This window comes from Nocardioides astragali (genome assembly GCF_024436375.1).
In the GTDB taxonomy this organism is placed as follows: Bacteria; Actinomycetota; Actinomycetes; order Propionibacteriales; family Nocardioidaceae; genus Nocardioides; species Nocardioides astragali.
Window position 1 is genome coordinate 139,191 of the sequence record NZ_JAFMZM010000004.1, and the last position, 20,949, is coordinate 160,139.

The 20,949-nt window shown below is 71.3% G+C and carries 18 protein-coding genes; 10 read left to right on the top strand and 8 right to left on the bottom strand.

The genetic code is table 11. The features are described 5' to 3' along the window. The first annotated feature begins 3 nt into the window (after positions 1–3). A complete protein-coding gene (gene serA, locus J3P44_RS13935) occupies positions 4–1,599 on the top strand; it encodes a phosphoglycerate dehydrogenase (protein ID WP_255891036.1) in 1,596 nt (531 codons plus the stop codon). 10 nt (positions 1,600–1,609) lie between these two features. Here the strand turns inward: serA and yczR are convergent, their stop codons facing one another. After that, positions 1,610–3,058, bottom strand: coding sequence for a MocR-like transcription factor YczR (gene yczR, locus J3P44_RS13940; protein WP_255891038.1), 1,449 nt, complete (start codon positions 3,056–3,058; stop codon positions 1,610–1,612). Between the two features lie 61 nt (positions 3,059–3,119). Here yczR and yczE point away from each other — a divergent pair, with 61 nt between their 5' ends. Further along, the gene (gene yczE, locus J3P44_RS13945; RefSeq protein ID WP_255891039.1) at positions 3,120–3,821 is read left to right on the top strand and encodes a membrane protein YczE; all 702 of its coding nucleotides are present in this window, start codon (positions 3,120–3,122) and stop codon (positions 3,819–3,821) included. Here the strand turns inward: yczE and J3P44_RS13950 are convergent. The 3 genes from J3P44_RS13950 to J3P44_RS13960 all read right to left on the bottom strand — a co-directional run bounded on the left by J3P44_RS13950 (position 3,783) and on the right by J3P44_RS13960 (position 6,612). Beyond that, positions 3,783–5,129, bottom strand: a complete 1,347-nt coding sequence (locus J3P44_RS13950; RefSeq protein ID WP_255891614.1) for a signal peptidase I — start codon at positions 5,127–5,129, stop codon at positions 3,783–3,785. The two genes, yczE and J3P44_RS13950, sit on opposite strands and share 39 nt — an antisense overlap. Positions 5,130–5,184: 55 nt before the next feature. Continuing rightward, positions 5,185–5,811, bottom strand: coding sequence for a hypothetical protein (locus J3P44_RS13955; RefSeq protein WP_255891040.1), 627 nt, complete (start codon positions 5,809–5,811; stop codon positions 5,185–5,187). A gap of 234 nt (positions 5,812–6,045) precedes the next feature. Beyond that, positions 6,046–6,612: an O-methyltransferase gene (locus J3P44_RS13960; protein ID WP_255891041.1), complete on the bottom strand. Its 567-nt coding sequence runs from the start codon at positions 6,610–6,612 to the stop codon at positions 6,046–6,048. Between the two features lie 426 nt (positions 6,613–7,038). On the opposite strand from J3P44_RS13960, the gene J3P44_RS13965 reads away from it, so the two are divergent. From J3P44_RS13965 to J3P44_RS13980, 4 genes are all read left to right on the top strand, one after another. After that, a complete protein-coding gene (locus J3P44_RS13965; RefSeq protein WP_255891042.1) occupies positions 7,039–7,179 on the top strand; it encodes a hypothetical protein in 141 nt (46 codons plus the stop codon). Positions 7,180–7,188: 9 nt separating this feature from the next. Then, positions 7,189–8,280 (top strand): 3-isopropylmalate dehydrogenase, encoded by a 1,092-nt coding sequence (locus J3P44_RS13970; RefSeq protein ID WP_255891043.1) that lies wholly within the window; start codon positions 7,189–7,191, stop codon positions 8,278–8,280. 61 nt (positions 8,281–8,341) lie between these two features. After that, positions 8,342–9,427, top strand: a complete 1,086-nt coding sequence (locus J3P44_RS13975; protein ID WP_255891044.1) for a branched-chain amino acid aminotransferase — start codon at positions 8,342–8,344, stop codon at positions 9,425–9,427. A gap of 251 nt (positions 9,428–9,678) precedes the next feature. Further along, a complete protein-coding gene (locus tag J3P44_RS13980; protein WP_255891045.1) occupies positions 9,679–11,352 on the top strand; it encodes a serine/threonine-protein kinase in 1,674 nt (557 codons plus the stop codon). 2 nt (positions 11,353–11,354) lie between these two features. Here the strand turns inward: J3P44_RS13980 and J3P44_RS13985 are convergent, their stop codons facing one another. Next, positions 11,355–12,692: a PAS domain S-box protein gene (locus tag J3P44_RS13985; protein ID WP_255891046.1), complete on the bottom strand. Its 1,338-nt coding sequence runs from the start codon at positions 12,690–12,692 to the stop codon at positions 11,355–11,357. A 199-nt stretch (positions 12,693–12,891) separates the two neighbouring features. On the opposite strand from J3P44_RS13985, the gene J3P44_RS13990 reads away from it, so the two are divergent. Both J3P44_RS13990 and J3P44_RS13995 read left to right on the top strand, forming a co-directional pair. Beyond that, complete coding sequence (locus J3P44_RS13990; protein WP_255891047.1) at positions 12,892–15,036, top strand: acyltransferase family protein; 2,145 nt, start codon at positions 12,892–12,894, stop codon at positions 15,034–15,036. Between the two features lie 86 nt (positions 15,037–15,122). After that, positions 15,123–16,154, top strand: coding sequence for a zinc metalloprotease (locus J3P44_RS13995; protein WP_255891048.1), 1,032 nt, complete (start codon positions 15,123–15,125; stop codon positions 16,152–16,154). Positions 16,155–16,232: 78 nt separating this feature from the next. Here the strand turns inward: J3P44_RS13995 and J3P44_RS14000 are convergent, their stop codons facing one another. Further along, a complete protein-coding gene (locus tag J3P44_RS14000; RefSeq protein ID WP_255891050.1) occupies positions 16,233–16,526 on the bottom strand; it encodes a hypothetical protein in 294 nt (97 codons plus the stop codon). Positions 16,527–16,831: 305 nt separating this feature from the next. On the opposite strand from J3P44_RS14000, the gene J3P44_RS14005 reads away from it, so the two are divergent. Beyond that, a complete protein-coding gene (locus J3P44_RS14005) occupies positions 16,832–19,081 on the top strand; it encodes a PQQ-dependent sugar dehydrogenase (protein WP_255891051.1) in 2,250 nt (749 codons plus the stop codon). Positions 19,082–19,104: 23 nt separating this feature from the next. Here J3P44_RS14005 and J3P44_RS14010 read toward each other — a convergent pair whose 3' ends face one another. Both J3P44_RS14010 and J3P44_RS14015 read right to left on the bottom strand, forming a co-directional pair. Continuing rightward, a complete protein-coding gene (locus J3P44_RS14010; protein ID WP_255891052.1) occupies positions 19,105–19,863 on the bottom strand; it encodes an alpha/beta hydrolase family protein in 759 nt (252 codons plus the stop codon). A gap of 17 nt (positions 19,864–19,880) precedes the next feature. Beyond that, on the bottom strand, positions 19,881–20,225 hold the full coding sequence (locus J3P44_RS14015) for a TraR/DksA family transcriptional regulator (protein ID WP_255891053.1): 345 nt from the start codon (positions 20,223–20,225) through the stop codon (positions 19,881–19,883). 42 nt (positions 20,226–20,267) lie between these two features. On the opposite strand from J3P44_RS14015, the gene J3P44_RS14020 reads away from it, so the two are divergent. Beyond that, positions 20,268–20,942 carry a VOC family protein gene (locus J3P44_RS14020; RefSeq protein ID WP_255891054.1) on the top strand — a complete coding sequence of 225 codons (675 nt, stop codon included), beginning with the start codon at positions 20,268–20,270 and terminating at the stop codon, positions 20,940–20,942. Positions 20,943–20,949 lie beyond the last annotated feature (7 nt).

The following is a 20,949-nucleotide window of genomic DNA, read 5'->3' on the forward strand; positions in this document are numbered from 1 at the left end:
GCTGTGAGCGCACCCGCCAAGCCAGTCGTACTCATCGCCGAAGAGCTCAGCCCTGCCACCATCGAGGCTCTCGGCCCGGACTTCGAGATCCGCACCTGCAACGGCGCCGACCGCGCCGAGCTGATCCCCGCGATCGCCGACGTCGACGCGATCCTGGTCCGCTCGGCGACCAAGGTCGACGCCGAGGCCCTCGCTGCCGCCAACCGCCTCAAGGTCGTCGCCCGCGCCGGAGTCGGCCTCGACAACGTCGACGTGAAGGCCGCGACCCAGGCCGGCGTCATGGTCGTCAACGCGCCCACCTCCAACATCGTCAGCGCCGCCGAGCTCGCGGTCGCGCTCATGCTGGCCGCGGCCCGCCACATCAGCCCGGCCCACGCCGCGCTGCGGGGCGGCGAGTGGAAGCGTTCGAAGTACACCGGCATCGAGCTCTACGAGAAGACCGTCGGCATCGTCGGCCTCGGCCGCATCGGCGTGCTCGTCGCCCAGCGGCTCAGCGCCTTCGGCATGAAGGTCATCGCCTACGACCCCTACGTCCAGGCCGGCCGCGCCGCCCAGATGGGTGTCCGCCTCGTCGACCTCGACACCCTGCTCGCGGAGTCCGACTTCATGAGCGTGCACCTGCCCAAGACCCCCGAGACCGTCGGGTTGATCGGGGCCGACCAGCTCGCCGCGGCCAAGCAGAGCCTCGTGCTCGTCAACGCGGCGCGTGGTGGCATCGTCGACGAGGCCGCCCTCTACGACGCCCTCAAGACCGGCCAGATCGCTGCCGCCGGTCTCGACGTGTTCGCCAGCGAGCCCTGCACCGACAGCCCGCTGTTCGAGCTCGAGAACGTCGTCGCCACGCCCCACCTCGGCGCCTCCACCGACGAGGCCCAGGAGAAGGCCGGCATCGCGGTGGCCAGGTCGGTCCGGCTCGCTTTGAGCGGCGAGCTCGTGCCCGACGCGGTCAACGTCCAGGGCGGAGTCATCGCCGAGGACGTACGTCCCGGCATCCCGCTGACCGAGAAGCTCGGCCGGGTCTTCACCGCCCTCGCAGGAGAGGTCGCCCAGCAGCTCGACGTCGAGGTGCGCGGCGAGATCACCGAGTACGACGTCAAGGTGCTCGAGCTGGCGGCGCTCAAGGGCGTCTTCGCCGACATCGTCGAGGATCAGGTCTCCTACGTGAACGCGCCGCTCCTCGCGGCCGAGCGAGGCACCGAGGTGCGCCTGGTGACCGACGCCGAGAGCCCCGACCACCGCAACCTGATCACCATCCGCGGCACCCTGGCCGACAGCACCCAGGTGTCGGTGTCCGGCACCCTGGTGGGCATCGCCCAGAAGGAGCGCCTGGTCGAGGTCAACGGCTTCGACGTCGACATCGAGCCCACCACCCACCTGGCCTTCCTCACCTACGAGGACCGGCCCGGCATGGTCGGCACCGTGGGCCGGATCCTGGGCGACGCGGCGGTCAACATCGCGGGCATGCAGGTCTCGCGCCACGACAAGGGCGGCGCGGCCCTGGTCGCGCTGAGCGTGGACTCGGCCATCCCGGCCGACACGCTGGCCGAGATCGAGACGGCGATGAAGGCCTCCTCGGTGCGCGCCGTCGACCTGTCCTGACGAGTCGCTTCTAGGCGACCATCACCCGGCCGGCGGCGCTCTGCGTCGCCGGCCGGGCCGCGTGTGAGGACACGTGCTCCCATGCGGCGGCGAGGCGGCGTACGGCCTCGGCGAGGGTCTCGGGCGAGGCGGTCCACGGGATCCGGACGAAGCGGTCGAGCCCACCCTCCACGGCGAAGACCGGCCCGGGTGCGACCACCACGCCGCGGCGCTCTGCCTCCGCACTGGTGGCCGTGCCGAGGGCCTCGGGCAGCTCGCACCACAGCGCCAGCCCGCCGTCGGGCACCCCGAACCGCCACTGCGGCAGGTGCTCGCGCACGGCGTCCACGAGGGCATCGCGGCCCGTCAGCAGTCGCTCCCGGTGGAGCGGCAGCACCTCGTCGCGGTCCATCAGGTCCGCCAGCACGAGCTGCTCGAGGACCGGGGCACCGAGGTCGAGCCCGATCCGGGCATGGATCAGACGGTCCATCTGGGCCAGGGGAGCGCGCACCCAGCCCAGCCGCAGCCCACCCCAGTAGGCCTTGCTGGCGCTGCCGATCGTGATCGCGTCGTGGGCGTACGCCGCCAGCGGCGGCGGCATCTCGGCCGCCAGGCCGGGCCGCAGCGCCAGCGCCTGGTGGGCCTCGTCGGCGACCGCGACCGTGCGTGTGCGGGCCAGTGCGTCGGCGAGCTCCTCGCGCTGGGCCTCCGACATCAGGTGTCCGGTCGGGTTCTGGAAGTCGGGGATGAGGTAGGCAAGTCGCGGCGAGGACTGCCGGAGGGTGGCGCCAAGCGCGTCGAGGTCCCAGCCGTCGGGGTCGACGGTCGCGGGGACCAGCCGGGCGCCCGCATGCTTCACGGCCTGCGTCGCGTTGGGGTAGGTCGGCGACTCGACCACCACGCGGTCGCCCGGCGCGGTGAAGGCCTGGGCCACCACCGACGCGGCGGCGAGCGCACCGGCGGTGACCATGACCTGCTCGGGGAGCGTCGGCAGCCCGCGGGCGGCGTACGACTCCGCGATCCGCGCCTGCAGCACGGGGACCCCCAACGGGAAGTAGCCCGGGCCGCTGAGATAGGCGGGCAGCTCCTCCGTCGCGCGCTGGTAGGCCTCCACGAGCCCGGGCGGGGCGGAGTGTGCCGCGCAGTTGAGGTCGATGACGTCCTCGCCGCCGGTGCCCGGCATGAGGGCGCGGTCGTGGGCGCGGCGGTGCCCGCCGGGGACCTTCGTGTACGTCCCCGACCCCCGGCGCGCCTCGGCGTAGCCCGACTCGCGCAGCAGCTCGTAGGCCCGGGTCACCGTCGTGCGCGACACGTCGAGGGCACCGGTGAGCTCGCGCTCGCTCGGCAACCGCACCCCCAGGCCGATGCGACCGTCGCCGATCAGCACGCGCAGGCTCTCGGCCAGGCCGAGGTAGGCGGGGGAGCGCGGGAAGTCCCCCACGAGAGTGGCTACGCGCTGGGCACTGACGACAGGAGCCATGCAGGCCACTGTTCCACGATTGGCTATGTTGGGCAAGGCCAATCGCACGCACCATGGTCACATGAGCACGACACCCCTCGATCTCCCCGGCACCGTCCACGCCCCCCGCGGTCTCGTCGACCTCGGCCCCATCGCCCAGCTGCGCGCCGGCAAGCTGGCCCGGCGGCTGCCCCAGCTCTACCTCGGCCTCGTGCTCTACGGCGTCTCGCTGGCGCTGATGGTGCGGGGCGCGCTCGGGCTGGCGCCGTGGGACGTGCTGCACTCCGGCTTCATCCGGCACGTGCCGATGACCCTGGGGCAGGCGGTCGTGCTCTTCAGCTTCGTCGTGCTGGTGCTGTGGATCCCTCTGCGGGAGATGCCCGGGCTCGGCACGATCAGCAACGCCGTCGTCGTGGGCCTCTCCGCCGACGCGACCTTGGCCGTGCTGGACCGGCCCGACGCGCTCACGGCGCGGATCGCCCTGATGGTCGGCGGTGTCGCACTGTGCGGCTTCGCCAGCGCCCTCTACATCGGTGCCCAGCTGGGCCGGGGGCCACGCGACGGACTGATGACCGGCCTGGCTCGGCGGACCGGGCTCTCCCTGCGGCTGGTCCGCACGGGCCTCGAGGTCGGAGTCGTGGTGATCGGCCTGCTGCTCGGCGGCGTGCTGGGCATCGGCACCGTGGCCTACGCGCTGGCGATCGGGCCGCTGACGCAGCTGATGCTGCCGTGGTTCACCGTCGAGCTACCGAGCAGCCCAGTGGGCGGCGACCCGGCTCGCTGAGAGCGTGGAGTGGTAGATCGCGACGTTGTCGAGGTCACCGGTGAAGGCGGGGGTGTGGAACAGCCCGATGCTGCCCTGGCCGACCCGCCAGTACCCGGGGAAGTTCTGCACCACGGACGTGGCGCCGCTGACGGCCGCGACACCGTCGACGTAGATCGTGCTCGACCGGTTGGCCGTGCTGGTGACGACGAGGTGGTGCCAGGCTCCGTCGTTGAACGCGCGGGTGGTGGTGATCGTCTGGCTGCGCTTGGGCCAGAGCCCGAACGTCAGCCTCCCCGACGCCTCCATCGTGACGACCCGGTCGGCATCCGCGCCGAACGAGGAGTATCCGGTGTCGCGGTCGTCCTCGAAGCCGGCGAGGTAGCTCTGCGTGGTGGCGGTGGTGCGGAACCACAGCTCGACCGAGTAGGCGGAGGGAGCGGTCACCGGCTGAGGGCCCAGGATGACGCGGCCGCTCGTGTTGTCCAGGGCCGTGCCGGGGTTGTTGGGCAGGCCACCCTGAGCTCCGAGCGTGAGCGAGCCGAGGTACTCCCCGGTGCGGTTGTTGCCCGAGCGGTCGGTGGCGTACTTCGTACCGCCGGTCTCGTCGAGCAGCCACAGGCCGAAGGGCCGGTCGGTCAGCACTGCGCCGACGTAGGGCTGCGTCCATGTTCCGACGGTCCACTCGTTGCCGGAGTTGGTGGTCCGGTCGGTGAAGGTTGCGCCTGCCGCGCCACTCGTGCCGGCAGCGGCGGCACCCACGGCCACTGCGGTCGCCACGGCCACCTTGGCGCGGCGGGGGCGGGAGGGACCGTGGGAGTCGAGCCGCATCCCGGCCAGCAGGAACGCGGCGATGCTGAGGGCCAGCCAGGCGAGCAGCGGCACCCTGTCCCGAGTGCGGGCCCAGTGCACGGGCAACCCCACATAGGGGACGAGCAGGACCGCTTGGGCGCGAATGCCTGAGGTCTTCAGGGGCGTGATGTCGGTGACGCTGTTGGCGTCCCCCGCGGTGGTGTAGTCGCCGTCGTCGCGCTTCTCGACGACGCGGTGGACGAGCAGCCGCTCAGGACGAGTGGGGTCGTCGAAGACGTAGACGCGGCCCACGTGCACCCGGTGGTCGGCCGCGGTGGGCCGGGCCAGGACGACGTCGCCCACCGAGATCGAGGGTCGCATCGAGTCGGAGGCCACGACGTAGGAGCCCCAGCCCGTCACGAGAGGTGCCGCCGCGATCGCCACGAGCGTGAGCAGCAGCGCCCGGTAGGCGCGGCAGGCGAGCACGACGAGCAGCCGGGTCCATCCGGACCCGGCTGCAGCGCCGTCGTGGGACATGTGCACGTGTGCTCCGAGAGGTGGGGTGTCGCTGGGACCAGGGCGGCCGGCGAGCTCAGGACTCGGTGGTCCGCATCTCCCACTGGATGTCGACGCCGGTCTTGGCACCCTGCAGCTGGTCGATCTGGGCCTGGCTCATCCCGGTGGTGTCGAACTCCCAGGTGATCTGGTAGGTCCGGTTGCTCACGCCGGCGGGGACGTCCCACCCGCCGAGGGCGGTCTCGAAGGTGTTCTTCTGCGAGACCATGGAGAGCGGCGCATCGGAGACGATCACGCCGTTGTTGGCGTCAGCCAGGGCGGTGAAGCCGGTGCAGTCGGCGAAGGTGCCGCCGTTGCCGGCGACGATGGTGATCAGGAGCCGGTTCTCCAGGCCCTGGACCGAGGTGACCGGATTGATGGTGAAGCCCTTGACCGTGCTGGGCACGCTCGCGTCTGCGGTCACCTTGATGCACTTGGTCTCGCTGTCGCCGGGGAGCATGTTGGCGACCCGGAACCTGGCTTGGCCGTTGTCGTCGTCGGTCAGCCGGACCGAGCCGGTCGACCACTCGTTGCCCGAGTTGCGGGTCTGGCCGGTGAAGGCGGCGTACGACGCCTGGTAGACGAGGGCGCCGGCGGCGATGACGGCGACGGGCGTGGTCGCCGCGACCATGATCTTCTGGGCGCGACTGGACGGCTTCTTCATGGGTGCGTTTTCTCCAACCGAGATGTGCTGACGATCGGGCAGGTCCCCCTCGGGGCGCCCGGCACTGGGTGCACGCACAGGATGGAACAGGACGGTAAAGATTTCCGGCGTTCGGTAAAAACTGGTCCCTTTGGTATTGACAAGCCGCCCGCGGCCCACCCGCAGGGGTGGGCGGCGATCCGATCGCGACGAGGTGAGGACTCGCTCAGCCGGCCGCGGCCGACCGTGGAACCGTCAGCGGCGGGTCGCGATGACGGCCGAGGCGTCGGCGGCCACCATCACCTCGACCGCGGTGAACCGCTCGTCGGTGAGCCACTGCTCGCGCAGGGTGTCGACGCGCCCGTAGGTGATCGGCGGCCACGACTCGCACGGTGCGAAGTCGTCGAGCACGACGATGCCGCCGGGCTCGACGAGGTCGATGATCGTGTCGACGCCGACCTCCGAGGGGGTGCCGGAGTCGAGGAAGAGCAGCGAGAACGGCCCGCGGTCGCGCAGCACGTTCCAGTCGGCGGCCAGCACCTCGACCTTGGCGTCGTCCTCGAAGATCTTCGCGGCGGCGCCGGCCAGGGACTCGTCGAGCTCCGCGGTCAGGATGTGGGCGCCGTTGCGTACGCCGCTGCGCAGCCAGGCGGTGCCGACGCCACAGCCGGTGCCGAACTCGGCCATCGTGCCTCCGCGGGTCGCCGCGAGGGTCGCCAGCAGGCGGCCGGTCTCGTTGCGGCAGAAGGCGACGTAGCCCGCCTGGCGGCACACGTCGAAGGCACGGGAGACGACGTAGGGCAGTTCGGGAGGCGCAGACATGAGATCGCGAGTGTGTCATCCCTCCCGGCGAATCCCAGCTCCCGGTCCGACGTCTCACGATCTGACACATTTCGGAATCCGGATGCACGCGCCCGGTGAGCGGTCGTACAGTCAGCGCACCATGCGGAGCGTCTTCGTACTTATCGATCGCCGCGGCGGGGCCTGACGAAAGGCCACCTCGTCGCGGTGTTCGGCGTTGACGAGGTCCGCCGCCCGGCCTTTCGAATCGACTCAGTCGAGTTCGAAGCCGCCGCCTCTGCGGCGGGTCCAGCCTCAGGGCGCGCGATCCGCATCCTGGTTTTCCACGAACGCAGCGCTGGCCGGCAGTCGGGCCCCGGGCGATCCCCGCACTCCCGCTCCCTCACCCGCCGCGGTGTCGGTGGCTTCGGACTCACTTCCTCAGCAGTGCAACCAGGAGTGAGACCCATGTACGACCTGTATCCCGACTCATGGGGCCCCGCGGCCCACGACCCCGAGAACCCCCGCAGCGCGGAGAACACCGCCGCCGCCCTGCAGTCGGCTCTTGACCTGCGAGACAACGGCAGCCTGCGTCCCGACGACAACTAGATTCGCGGCATGCCCGACACCCAGCAGACCTCGCCCGACGTGAGCCGCACCTCGAGCCCGACCCTCGCCGTCATCCCCGGCGACGGCATCGGCCCGGAGGTGACCGCCGAGGCCCTCAAGGTCCTCGAGATCGCCTCGCCGGTGAAGTTCGAGTCGACGCGCTACGACCTCGGCGCCGAGCGCTACCTCGCGACCGGTGAGGTGCTGCCCGACTCGGTCCTCGCGGAGATCCGCGAGCACGACGCGATCCTGCTGGGAGCCGTCGGAGGCAAGCCCAACGACCCCAACCTGCCGCCCGGCATCCTCGAGCGCGGGCTGCTGCTGCGGCTGCGCTTCGAGCTCGACCACTACGTCAACCTGCGTCCGTCGCGGCTCTTCCCCGGCACGGCCTCACCCCTGGCCGACCACGTCCTCGAGCGCGGGGACATCGACTTCGTCGTCGTACGCGAAGGCACCGAAGGCCCCTACACGGGCAACGGCGGTGCCCTCCGCGTCGGCACCCCCGCCGAGATCGCCACCGAGGTCTCGGTCAACACCGCGTACGGCGTCGAGCGCGTGATCCGCGACGCCTACGCGCGGGCACAGAAGCGGCCGCGAAAGAAGCTGACCCTGGTCCACAAGACCAACGTCCTGGTCAACGCCGGATCCCTGTGGTGGCGGCTCTTCGAGTCCGTGGGCGCGGAGTACCCCGACGTCACCACCGACTACATCCACATCGACGCCGCCATGATCTTCATGGCCACCGACCCGGCCCGCTTCGACGTGATCGTCACCGACAACCTCTTCGGCGACATCGTCACCGACCTCGCCGCCGCCATCACCGGCGGCATCGGTCTGGCCGCCTCCGGCAACGTGAACCCCGACCGGACGACCCCCTCCATGTTCGAGCCCGTGCACGGCTCGGCCCCCGACATCGCCGGCCGTCAGCTGGCCGACCCGACGGCCGCGATCCTCTCCGGCGCGCTCCTGCTCGACCACCTCGGCCACGCCGAGGCGGCTGCCTCGATCGAGGCCGCCGTGCTGGCCGACCTCAGCGAGCGCGCACCGGGCACGAGCCGCGCCACGAGCGAGGTCGGCGACGCGATCGCCGCCCGCCTCTGAGCTCGCTCAGAGCCGCCACGTCGGTCGACCGCGCCCCACCCCTCTTGGATAGGTTGACCCCATGCAGATCAGCGCCACCGCCAACCCCGCTCCGGTCGACGACGCCCGGCTCGCCGAGATCCTCGCGAACCCCGGGTTCGGGCAGCACTTCACCGACCACATGCTCACCTACGAGTGGACGCCCCAGGACGGGTGGCACGACGCGCGCGTCACCCCCTACGGCCCGCTGACCCTCGACCCCGCGACGGCGGTGCTGCACTACGCGCAGGAGACCTTCGAGGGGATGAAGGCCTACCGCCACGACGACGGCTCGATCTGGACCTTCCGGCCCGAGCAGAACGCCGCGCGGATGGTGCGCTCGAGCGCCCGCCTGGCCTTCCCGGAGCTCCCGGTCGACGAGTTCGTCGCGTGCGTCGACGCGCTCGTCGAGGTGGACCAGCGCTGGGTGCCGGACAACTCGGCCGGCGGGGAGGGCGAGAAGTCGCTCTACCTGCGACCCTTCATGTTCGCCTCCGAGAAGTTCCTCGGCGTGCGCCCTGCCCAGCACGTCACGTTCATGGTGATCGCCTCGCCGGCCGGTGCCTACTTCAAGGGCGGCATCAAGCCGGTCAACCTGTGGCTGTCGGAGACCTTCACCCGCGCCGGTCGCGGCGGCATGGGCGCGGCCAAGACCGGCGGCAACTATGCCGCGTCCCTGGCCGCGCAGCGCGAGGCGATCGAGGAGGGCTGCGACCAGGTCGTCTTCCTCGACGACCAGGAGTTCCGCTACATCGAGGAGCTCGGCGGGATGAATCTCTTCTTCGTCCACGCCGACGGCCACATCGTCACCCCCGAGACCGGCACCATCCTCGAGGGCATCACGCGCGCCTCGATCATCGAGCTGGCGGGCAAGCTCGGCCACTCCGTGGAGGAGCGCAAGTTCTCCATCGACGAGTGGCGCGACGGCGTCGTCTCGGGCGAGATCACGGAGATCTTCGCGTGCGGCACCGCCGCCGTCGTCACGCCCGTCGGCGAGCTGCGCTCCCCGCGCGGGGTGACCGCCGCGCCGGCCAGCACCGAGCTGACCATGCGGATCCGCGACGCCCTCGTCGGGATGCAGTTCGGCCGCACCGAGGACACCTTCGGCTGGATGCACCGGGTCTGCTGACCCGCGCGGCCGGTCGGCTGACCGACAGGCCTGGCCCCGATCCACCCGCGCTTCTACTACGACGCGATCCAGTACGGCCCACTGCTCCTCGGCCTGCTGTTCCTCGTCGGGGGCAGCGTCCTCGCCGTGGTCACCGCCGTCCGACGGCCGAAGACGCGGTCCTGACCCCGCTGACGCCAGGCCAGCGAGGCGCGGCGCGGCGCGGTGCCGGGATCGACCGGATCGCTCGGCGCCGCCCGTATCCTCGTGTCGTGACGACGTCCCCGAAGGCGCCGCCGCCCGGCCTGACGGTGGGCGGCTACGCGTTGCGTGCCCGGCTCGGCGAGGGCGGCATGGGCGTCGTCCACCTCGGCCAGAAGCCGGGGGAGCGGCCGGTCGCGATCAAGGTGCTGCGCCCGCACATCGTCGGCGACGACGAGGCCCGCCGCCGGCTGGCCCGCGAGGTCAGCTCGCTGAGCCGGGTCCGCAGCCGTCGCATCGCCGAGATCGTCGACGCCGACCCGTGGGGCGAGATCCCCTTCGTCGCCACGCGCTACGTCCCCGGCCTGTCGCTGCACGACCACGTGCAGGAGGAGGGGCCGCTCACCGGCGACGACCTGGTGTGGTTCGCCGACTGCCTCGGCGAGGCGCTCGAGGCGGTCCACGACGTCGGGGTGCTGCACCGCGACATCAAGCCGTCCAACGTGATCATGGAGGGCCGCACGCCGATCCTCATCGACTTCGGCCTGGCCCGGGTCGCCGACGACTCCCGGATCACGATGACCGGTTGGCTGCTCGGCACGCCGGGCTACCTGGCGCCCGAGATCCTCTACGGCGACGACGCCACCGCCGCCTCCGACGTGCACGCGTGGGCGGCGACGGTCGCCTTCGCGGGCACCGGCCGCGCCCCCTTCGGCCGTGGTCCGTCCGTGGCGGTCATGGACCGCGTCCGACGCGGCGAGCACGACCTCTCCGGTCTCGACCCCGCGATGCTTCCGCTGGTCGAGGAGGCCCTGGCCCCCGCAGCCGAGGACCGCCCGTCGCTCGACGAGGTGCGCGACTGGCTGGAGGACCTGGCCGGTGGCCGCCCGCCCCGCCCCGCCGCGCCGATGACGCAGCCGATGGTGACCTCGATGTACGACGACCTCGCCGCGCCGACGCGCATCGGCACCGGCGTGGCTCCGGCAGCCGAGGACACGGTGCACTGGTCGGACGAGTGGAGCTCGCCCCTCGACGACTTCTACGACGACCGCCTCACCCAGGACGGGGGAGATGCAGGGACGGAACCCCATCGCCAGACGCGCGTCCTGCCCGACGGCACCACGGAGTACGTCTCCTCGGAGTACGGCCCCGTCCGGGAGCGCGTGCCGGCGGGGGAGCGGCTGCGGCGGGCTCTGACGCTGCTGGCCGTCGGAGGTGTCGCGACGGCCGGCATCACCTTCGCCCCCTACGTCGCCCTCGCCGCCATCTTCTTCACCGTCTGGCTGCTCCGCAGCGGCTCGAGGGCCGCCGCGTCGGCGGGCAACCGTCGGAGCCGGCGCGGCATCAAGTGGTACGACGGCATCCAGCTCCTCCTCGCCGCTCCCTGGCACGTGCTGGCCGGGCTGGGCGGGACCCTGGTCCTGCTGCTGTGGAGCCTGGGCATCGGTGCTGCCTTCGCCCTGCTCTGCTTCGCCGCGTCGGTGTCGATCACCACGTCGCTCGCTGTCATCGGGGCCGCGTTCACGATCGGGCTGTGGTGGGGGCCCGGATCCGAGCGCCTGCGCTCACCGGTCCACAGAGCCGTCGACCCGCTCGCCCGGCGCGGCGTGGCGTGGCTGTTGGTCACGCTCATGGTCGCCGCCGGGGCGTCCTTCCTCGGCGCGGCCGCATCCGCGCAGGGGCCGGTGTGGACCCCCGACGACTCGGCGCCCCTCTCGGACGTACGCCTTCCCGGCTGGCTCTGACCTCACGGCCGGTGCAGCGGGACCGGGCGCATCCGGGCGACGAAGAGTCGCCCACCGGCGGACCTCCGCCGAGACTCGACCAGCAGCTCGACCACGACCTCACGGCCGTCCCTCCGCAGCACCGGGACGACGACGGGACGGTCCAGGAGAGGACGGCGCCCGTTGCTGAGGTGCAGGGTGAACCCGGCCAGGTGCGCCTGGTGGTAGCGGGCGGGGATGATCGCCACCAGCCGCCGGCCCAGCAGCTCGGCCGGGTCCTGGTAACCGAGCAGCTCGCAGGCATCCGGGCTGACGACCACGATCCGGTTCGTGTCGTCCGCGGCGATCACGGCCTCCCCCTCGGACGCGGACACCTCGTCCCCTCCCGGAATCTCCTGGTGTGTGACGACCGGGACAGCCTCGGGGTCGCTCGACCACGACGTCGGCGGCTGGCCGTCGACCTGTCGAGACACCTCCCGGCACAGCCAGCGTCGCAGGCCACGTAGCTCGGGCTGGATCGGAGGAGTCAGGAACGCGCCAGAGTCTGCCAGCGCGAGGGCCGAGTCCATGGCCGCGTCGAGGACGGCGAAGTGGGGGACGGAGGGGCGAGGCACGCGGAGCACCTCCCGCGGCGACGACACCCCGGGTTCGACCGCGTGCGCCATCAGCTCCTCCGGGTCGTCGCCGAGATGGGGATCGGGCACGTGCTGGTGCAGGAGGGAGATGGCGTCACTGGCCGCCGCGTGCGCCTCCAGGGCATCCGTAGGGTCGTCGGCGTCGAGGCTGACGAGCAGGTACTCGCGGAGCAGCTCCTCAGCGTGCTCCTGCCACGCGGTGTGCAGCAGGAGCGGCACGTTGAGCAGGACGACGTCGACCGCGTCCTCGCCCGGCGCACCGGGAGACGTGCTGGCGGCCTCGGCGTCCGGAGGGGGCGACGAGGCGATCTCCTCCAGGCGGGTGCCGGAGTCGATCTCGAACCACACCGTCTTGCCGTCCTGGTGGGCGAGGGTTCCCCAGTCGTCGACGAGCTGGTGGAGCAGGCGCAGCCCTCGCCCGGTGCCGGCCGTCGTCGCGTAGGTGCGCGGGGCGGGCGGCTGCGTGCTGCCGTCCGTCACCTCGACGCGGAGCCCGGCATCTCCGACGGACGCGTGGAAGTCGATGGGCGTGCCCGCATGCACGAGCGCATTCGTCACCACCTCACTGACCAGGAGCTGCGCGGTCTCGACCAGGTCCTCGCGCCGTGCCTCCGTCAGGACGTCGCGCACCATCCTGCGCGCCGTGCCGACGCTGGAGGGGTGCGCCCGCAGGTGGGCACCGTCGTCACCCCAACGACGGGGGCGGCGAGGTGTGTCGCAACCCATCACGGCTCCTCCGCCCTGATCGCGTCGCGTGCCCACCGGAGTGCGCCCATACGTGTTCAACGACGCGGACGGTCGGAGGCTATCGCTCAGGGCGCGCCTTGATGTCCCGGGGGTGTCGGGACTCGCGACCCATGACAAGCCCCTCGCGCGGAACGAGTGTGGGGAAGCCGCTGATGGCACGACTTCAGGGAGGGTCGTCATGGTTCACGCACAAGCACTCGCTGCTCCTCAGGAGGCTCGTGACCGCCATCAGGTCGATGTCGTCCTCAAGGCTTCGCGCCACGTACCCGCGCTGGACGGGATCCGGGCCGTGGCCGTCACGGCGGTCCTTGGCTTTCACGGCGGGCTGCCGTGGGCGAGCGGCGGCTTCCTCGGCGTGGACGCGTTCTTCGTGCTCTCCGGCTATCTGATCACGGCGCTCCTGCTGGCCGAGTGGACTCGGAGCGGACGACGGATCGACCTGGCTGCGTTCTGGGGACGCCGGGCACGGCGTCTGCTGCCGGCGCTGCTCCTGATGGTCACGGCCGTGGCGATCGGGGCTCGGGCGCTGCTGCCGCCCCAGGAGGTTCGGTTGCTCCGCGGTGACGGGTTGGCGGCCCTCTTCTACGTCGCGAACTGGCGGATGAGCTCCCGTGGTGGTGACTACTTCGCGCAGACGTCTGCGCCGTCGCCGCTGCAGCACACCTGGTCGCTGGGCATCGAGGAGCAGTTCTACCTGCTGTGGCCACTGGTGCTGTGTGCGGTGCTGTGTCGGGGGCGGCGCCGCCCTACGTCGAAGCGAGCTCAGGCGGGCGGTCGAGCCCACCTGTGGTGGCTCCTCGTCGTGTGCGGCACGGGAGCGTTGGCTTCGACGGCGGCACTCGCGGCGGCGTACTCCCCGGACGACCCGGGCCGGGCCTACTACGGGACCGACACCCGCGGTTCCGGACTCCTGATCGGGGCTGCGCTCGCAGTCCTGCTGGCGCTCCGGAGCGAACGGCGCGCCGAGCCGGGCGGCCTGACGGCGGCGTCCGCCACCCCGCGGATGGTCACCGCAGGGTGGCGTCGAGTGGGCCTGGGTGGGGCGGCAGCGGTGGCGGCAGCGGGCACGGTGTGGGCGTCGACCCGTCTGTCAGGCACGGACGACGTGCTCTACCACGGAGGAATGGCCTTGTTCGCACTCGCGGTGGCGGCAGTGATCGCGCACGTGGTGCTGGTCCCGTCAGGGTGGTCCGCCCGCTTGCTCTCGGTGCCACCACTGCCGGCGCTCGGCCGGATCTCGTACGGCGTCTACCTGTGGCACTGGCCGGTGTTCATCGCCGCCAACGCCGATCGGACCGGACTGAGCGGGCTGCCCCTGTTCACGGTGCGTTGCCTCCTCACCGTGGCCATCGCGTCCATGTCGTACGTGCTCGTCGAGCGCCCGATCCAGCTCCGGGTGCGGCTGAGGCGGCCAGCCTTCGCCGCGACCGCGACCGGGCTCGCGGTCGCGGCCGGGGCGGTGGTGCTGGTCGCCACGACCGCGCCGCCTGCGCTTCCGGCGCAGCCGGCGGAGGTGTCGGTCGTCGACGCGGTGGACCGATTCCTGGAGGGCGACGGTGTCGCCGATGACCGCGGGAGGAGTCCGTCCACGAAGAGGACCGGCCCGCGTCAGTCCCCTGCGACGCCACCCCTGCATCACCGGCGTCCCGGACAGCCGGTGGTGGTCGACGTGTTCGGCGACTCGGTCGCCTGGACGCTGGTGAACTACCTGCCCGACCATCCGGAGCTCGACGTGCGCGACCGTACGCTCATGGGCTGCGGGGTGAGCAGGACTGCCCCCTTCCGCTACTTCGGCCGCGACTATCCCGGGTTGATGCCGACATGCCGGAGCTGGCCCAGGATCTGGCAGGCTGCCGTCGCCCGGGACGATCCGGACGTCGCGTTCATCCTGGTCGGGCGGTGGGAGACCATGGACCGGGTCCTGGACGGACGGTGGACGCACATCGGCGATCCCGAGTTCGACGCCCACCTGCGTGCCGAGCTCGAGCTGGCCATCCGCGTGGCCGGAGCGCGGGGGGCGCACGTGCTGCTCGCGACCGAGCCCTACAACCGGCGCGGCGAACAGCTGGACGGGAGTCTGTACCCGGAGGACGAGCCAGAGCGGGTGACCGCCTGGAACGACCTGTTGCGCGGCGTCGCGAGCCGCCATCCGAACGTGACCGTGATCGAGCTCGGCCGACGAGTCTCCCCGGAGGGTCGCTTCACCTGGACTGCCGGCGGCTACCAGGTCCGTTCCGACGGCCTCCACCTGACACCTTCCGGCGTCCAGGGCTGGATAGCTCCGTGGTTGCTTCCTCAGCTGGTAGGTGCCGTACCGGAGTGACGTGCTGTCGGGTCCCCCCTCAAGGGTCTTCCCCACTCGGTCTCGCAGCGCTACGGTCCCCCAACCACAGCGTTGAAAGGGACCACATGAACCTCAGCGTAAGCATTGTCGGGCGCCGGATCGGCGTCGCGATGACCGCACTCACCCTCGGCGTCGGCCTGGCCCACCCGGTCGCGGCGGCACCGGCCGGGGACAGCACCGACTGCATCGACTACGGCGATCTCGCGGACGCCCCCGCGGGCACCATCCCGCGTGACGACCTGCACACCGTGCACAAGGATCCGCTCGCCAAGGCGGTCAAGGCCGCCACGTCCGCCCGGGGCAAGGGCGGCCGGGACACCACGGCCGCCGCGTTCGCGCCGGTCACCATCCCGGTCCGCTTCAACGTCGTCTACAAGGACGTCGGCCAGGGCGGGGGCTATCTGTCCGACGCCCGGATCAACAAGCAGATCCAGGTGCTCAACAAGGCCTACGCCGGCACCGGGTTCTCCTTCGTGCTCGAGGACATCGAGCGCAAGGCCCAGCCCGAGTGGTTCAACCTCGTCTCCGCCAACGGGGCGACGCCGCGCTACTACCGCGGCAGTGGCAAGGAGGTGAAGATGAAGCAGTACTTCTACGGCGACAGCGACTCGGAGACGCTGAACATCTACACCGCCTCGCTCGCGCAGTTCCTGCTCGGCTGGGCCTACTACCCGTCCAGCTTCGACCCCGCCGCCACCGAGGGCAACCCGCTGCCGCAGTACCTCGACGGGGTCGTGCTCGACTACCGCACCCTGCCCGGCGTCAAGGGCGACACCGGTGACACAACGCGAGATTCGGTCTATGGCGAGGGCGACACCGCGACCCACGAGGTCGGCCACTGGCTCGAGCTCTACCACACCTTCCAGGGCGGGTGCACCGAGCCGGGCGACTACGTCGACGACACGGCCGCCGAGGCCTCACCGGCCTTCCAGTGCCCGATCGGTCGCGACACGTGCACGGACACGGGCGTCGACCCCGGCGTGGATCCGATCCACAACTTCATGGACTACACCTACGACGCCTGCATGTACGAGTTCACGCCCGGCCAGGCCACCCGGATGCAGACGGCCTGGACGAGCTACCGCGACATCCCGTAGCCCGAACACGCCCGGACGAGGACCCCGGCCCGGCAGCGGAGGCTCCCGCCCCCGCCGCCGGTCCGGGGTTCGTCTCGTCTACGCGGCGGGGTGCCGCGCCTTCCGGCGCCTGGTGAGGCGGTCCGGGACGGAGACGCCGGCAAGCAGCTGTGCCGCGGACTCGAGCTCGAGCTCCTGGATCCGGGTGCGGAGCCGGCTCTCGGCCGTGCGCCAGAGCGTGGCGGAGTGTGCGAACTGGTGCTGCGCGACGGTCCCCGGCGGAGCACCGTCGCGGCGGGCTTCCTGGGACAGCGCACGGTCGGCGAAGTCGTCAGCTGCTTCCTGCAGCTCACGAATCACCTCGGTCCGCTCGTCGAACGTGCCGCCGTTCATGCCTCGAGTGTCCGCGCGCGGCGTGTGCGTTTTCGGCTGAACACGCGAAAACGTACCGAATTTCGCGCGGTGGACCAGTCCACGACGACTCATCCGCTGCCTCGAGGTGCCCCGTCTCCGCGCCGCAGGAACATGCCCAACACGCGGTATGCGCCGCTCGACGTCCGCGTCGATGCTGATGGCGGGAGGACGTCGTCCACGTGCTCGAGGAGGGCGAGGCCATGACTCGCGTGGGGATCATTCGGGGAACGGGGCGCGCCGTCAGAGGTCCCGGATCCACAGCGGGCTCGCCGGCCCGGTGGCGGATGCTGCTCGCCACTCTGCTGGCCTCCACCAGCGTCACCGCTGTCGCGCTGGGGAGCACAGACGCACGTGGCGCTCTGCCCTCCGGTTTCCAGGAGACGGTGGTCCTCACCGGTCTGACGAACCCGACCGCGGTGCAGTTCGCCCCCGACGGCCGCGTGTTCGTCGCCGAGAAGCGGGGCGTCATCAAGGTCTTCGACTCGCTCACCGACACGACGCCCGACGTCTTCGCCGACCTCAACGTCAACGTGCACAACTTCTGGGACCGAGGACTGTTGGGGATGGCGCTCGACCCCGGCTTCCCGGCCGAACCGTACGTCTATGTGCTCTACACCTACGACCACGTCCTGGGATCCTCCGCCGCCGCCCCGCGCTGGGGAACCCCGGGTGTGTACTCCGACCCCTGTCCGAACCCACCGGGTGCCACTGCTGACGGGTGTGTCGTCAGCGGGCGACTGTCCCGGTTGCAGGCAGCGGGCAACACCAGCACCGGCCCGGAGCAGGTGCTGATCGAGGACTGGTGCCAGCAGTACCCGAGCCACTCGGTGGGCAGCATCGAGTTCGGCGCCGACGGTGCCCTGTATGCCAGTGGCGGCGACGGCGCGAGCTTCAACTTCGTCGACTACGGGCAGGACGGGTCCCCGGTGAATCCGTGTGGTGACCCGCCGGGCGCCGCGGGGACGCCCCTCATCCCCCCGACGGCCGAGGGTGGTGCCTTGCGCAGCCAGGACCTCCGCACCTCGACGGATCCGGTGTCCCTCGACGGCACCGTGATCCGCGTGGACCGCGCTACTGGTGCCGGCGTGGCGGGCAACCCGTTGGCGTCCTCCGCGGACCCGAACGCTCGCCGCATCATCTCCTACGGGTTGCGCAACCCCTTCCGGATCACCGCCCGGCCGGGGACGAACGAGATCTGGGTGGGTGACGTCGGCTGGAACGACTGGGAGGAGATCAACGTCATCCCCTCGGCCGGCCAGATGCAGAACTTCGGGTGGCCCTGCTACGAGGGCGCGCAGCGCCAGGCGGGTTACGACGGCGCCAACCTGAGCATCTGCGAGAACCTGTACGCCTCGCCCGGGGCGGTGACGGCACCGTTCCACGCCTACCACCACAACGCCCGTGTCGTGCCCAACGAGTCGTGCCCGGTCGGGAGCTCCTCGATCGCCGGACTGCAGTTCGAGTTCGCTGCCGGCCAGCACTCCTATCCCGCCGAGTACGACGACGCGCTCTTCTTCGCCGACTACTCCCGCGACTGCATCTGGGTCATGCCCAAGGGAGCCGACGGCAAGCCAGCCCCCGGTCTCGTGCGGACCTTCGTCTCAGGTGCGGCGAACCCCGTCAACCTGCAGGTCGGACCCGGCGGCGACCTGTTCTACGTCGACTTCGACGGCGGGACGATCCGGCGCATCACCTACCAGTCCAGCAACCAGGCGCCAGTGGCCGTGGCCACCGCGACGCCCACCTCCGGGGCGGCTCCGCTCACCGTGGCGTTCGACGGGACAGCGTCGCACGACCCGGACACCGGCGACGTCATCACCTACGCCTGGGACCTCGACGCCGACGGGGCTTTCGACGACTCGACGAGCCCACAGCCGACGTACACCTACACCGTCTCCGGCACCTACGCGGCGTCGCTGCGGGTCACCGACAGCAAGGGCTCCACGGCCTCGGACACGGTCGTCATCTCGGTCGGCAACACGGCTCCGACGCCCACCATCAGCACGCCCGCGTCCGGGACCACCTGGAAGGTCGGCGACGTCATCAGCTTCTCCGGCTCAGCGACCGACGCCCAGGACGGCACCCTGCCGCCGTCGGCGCTGTCGTGGAAGCTGCTGATGCAGCACTGTCCGTCGAACTGCCACAGCCACGAGATCCAGACGTGGGCCGGGGTCGCCGGCGCCTCGTTCACCGCTCCGGACCACGAGTACCCCTCGCACCTCGAGCTGCGGCTCACCGCGACCGACTCCGGCGGAATGTCGGCCACCCAGACCGTCCGGCTGGATCCGCGCACGGTCTCGCTGACGTTCCAGACCAACCCGGGTGGGCTGTCCCTCACCGTCGGAAGCAGCACGTCCAAGGCATCATTCACCAGGACGGTCATCGTCGGATCCAGCAACTCGATCAGTGCCCCGTCGCCCCAGAAGAAGGGCTCCAAGTCCTACCAGTTCGTGTCCTGGTCCGACGGGGGTACGCAGACCCACAACATCATCGCTCCCGCGACCAGCCAGACCTACACGGCGCGGTTCCGCTGATCGGAGGATCTCCGTGCTGGCCCTCAGTCCACCAGGTACTGGTCCGCCCACGCACTGATGATCCGCGCCGCCCGCTTGGCCTGGCCCGGTGCGGTGAGGAGGTGGTCAGACCCCTCGAGCGAGACGAAGCTGCGCGGGTGCCGGGCCGCCTTGAAGATCTCGCTCGCGTTGGCGATGCCGACAGTGTTGTCGGTGGGGGAGTGCATCACCAGCAGCGGCCGACGCAGGCCGACGATCGCGTCGTGCAGGTGCGCGCGGCGTACGTCCTCGACGAACTCACGCTTCAGCTGCAGGGTCTTGTTGCCGAACCGCGCGGGTGCCTCGCCCTCGGCCAGCACCCGCTCGACCACGGCGTCGTACTGGTGCTCGACGTGGGAGGGGTCGTACGGCGCGCCGACGGTCGCGATCGCCCGAGCCTGGGGGACGTCGCGTGCCGCGGCGATCACCGCCGCGCCGCCGAACGAGTGGCCCACCAGGAGCTCGACGTGGCGCCCGGTCGACTCCAGGAAGCGCGCGGCCTGCGCGGTGTCGGCGACCTTGTGGGAGAAGGACCCGTCGCCCCAGTCGCCCTCGGAGTCGCCGAGGCCGAGGTTGTCGAAGCGCAGCATCCCGATGCCTTCCGCCGCGAGCTGCTTGCAGATCCGCGCGGCCGCGGGGCAGTCCTTGCCGAGGGTGAAGCCGTGGGAGAACACACCCCAGCCCCGGACATCTCCCTCCGGGAGGTCGAGGAGACCCGCGAGCGTCTCGCCGGAGGTGCTGGGGAAGCTCACGCGCTCGGCCATGCCGACATCGTGCCCGATCAGCGGCGCTCACGCGCGGCGCAGCCGATGCACGTCCGCGCGGCCGGCAGGGCCTCGAGCCGGGCCTCGCCGACCGGCTCGCCGCAGCGCTCGCACACGCCGTACGTCCCCGCGTCGAGGCGGGCGAGTGCGGCGTCCACCTCGGCCAGGTGGTGGCGCACCTGCTGGACCAGCGCGCCGATCTGCGAGCGCTCGAACGCGATGGTGTGGCCCTCGGGGTCGTGCTCGTCGTCGGCGTTGGTGTCGAGGGACGCCGCGACGACGTCGTCGAAGTCGCTCGTCAGGCTCGCGAGGCGCGACGTCGTCCGACGCCGCGCCTCCTGCAGCCTCTCGCGTGCCTCCACATGGCCATCATGGCTGTCGGCACCGACTGCTTGAATGCGGGCATGAGCCTGGTGACGTGGCAGGACCTCTGCATCGACGCCCTCGACGTGGACGCGCAGACGCGCTTCTGGGCCGCGGTCAGCGGGCTGGAGGTCGCCGACGCCGAGCCGCCGGCTCGCCTCGCGGGCCCGACGAGCAAGCACACGCTCTGGGTCAATCCCGTCGACCGACCGCACCGCACCAAGAACCGCACCCACCTCGACATCGACTGCGCCTCGGTCGCGGAGCTGGTCGCCCTGGGGGCTCGCGTGCTGGCGCCGTCGGAGGAGACCGGCGTCGGATGGACCGTGATGGCAGACCCGGAGGGCAACGAGTTCTGCGCGTTCGTCCGGAGCGCCGACCGGCTCCCCGACTACCGGCTGCACGGGATCGGCATCGACTGCCGCGACCCCGAGACCCTCGCGCGCTGGTGGGGCGAGGCCTTCGGCGCCGACCCCGAGCACGACATGACGTACGACGGCTGGACCCTCACCGGCGTCGCGGTCGACGAGCGGATGACGCTCGACTTCAATCCCGTCCCCGAGCCGAGGACGGAGCCAAACCGCCTGCACTGGGACGTCGTCGGACGCGTCGACGACCTGCTGGCGCGCGGCGCGACCCACCTGTGGGACCAGCCGACGTGGACCGTGCTGGCCGACCCCGAGGGCAACGAGTTCTGCGTCTTCCCTCCCGACTGATCCGGTC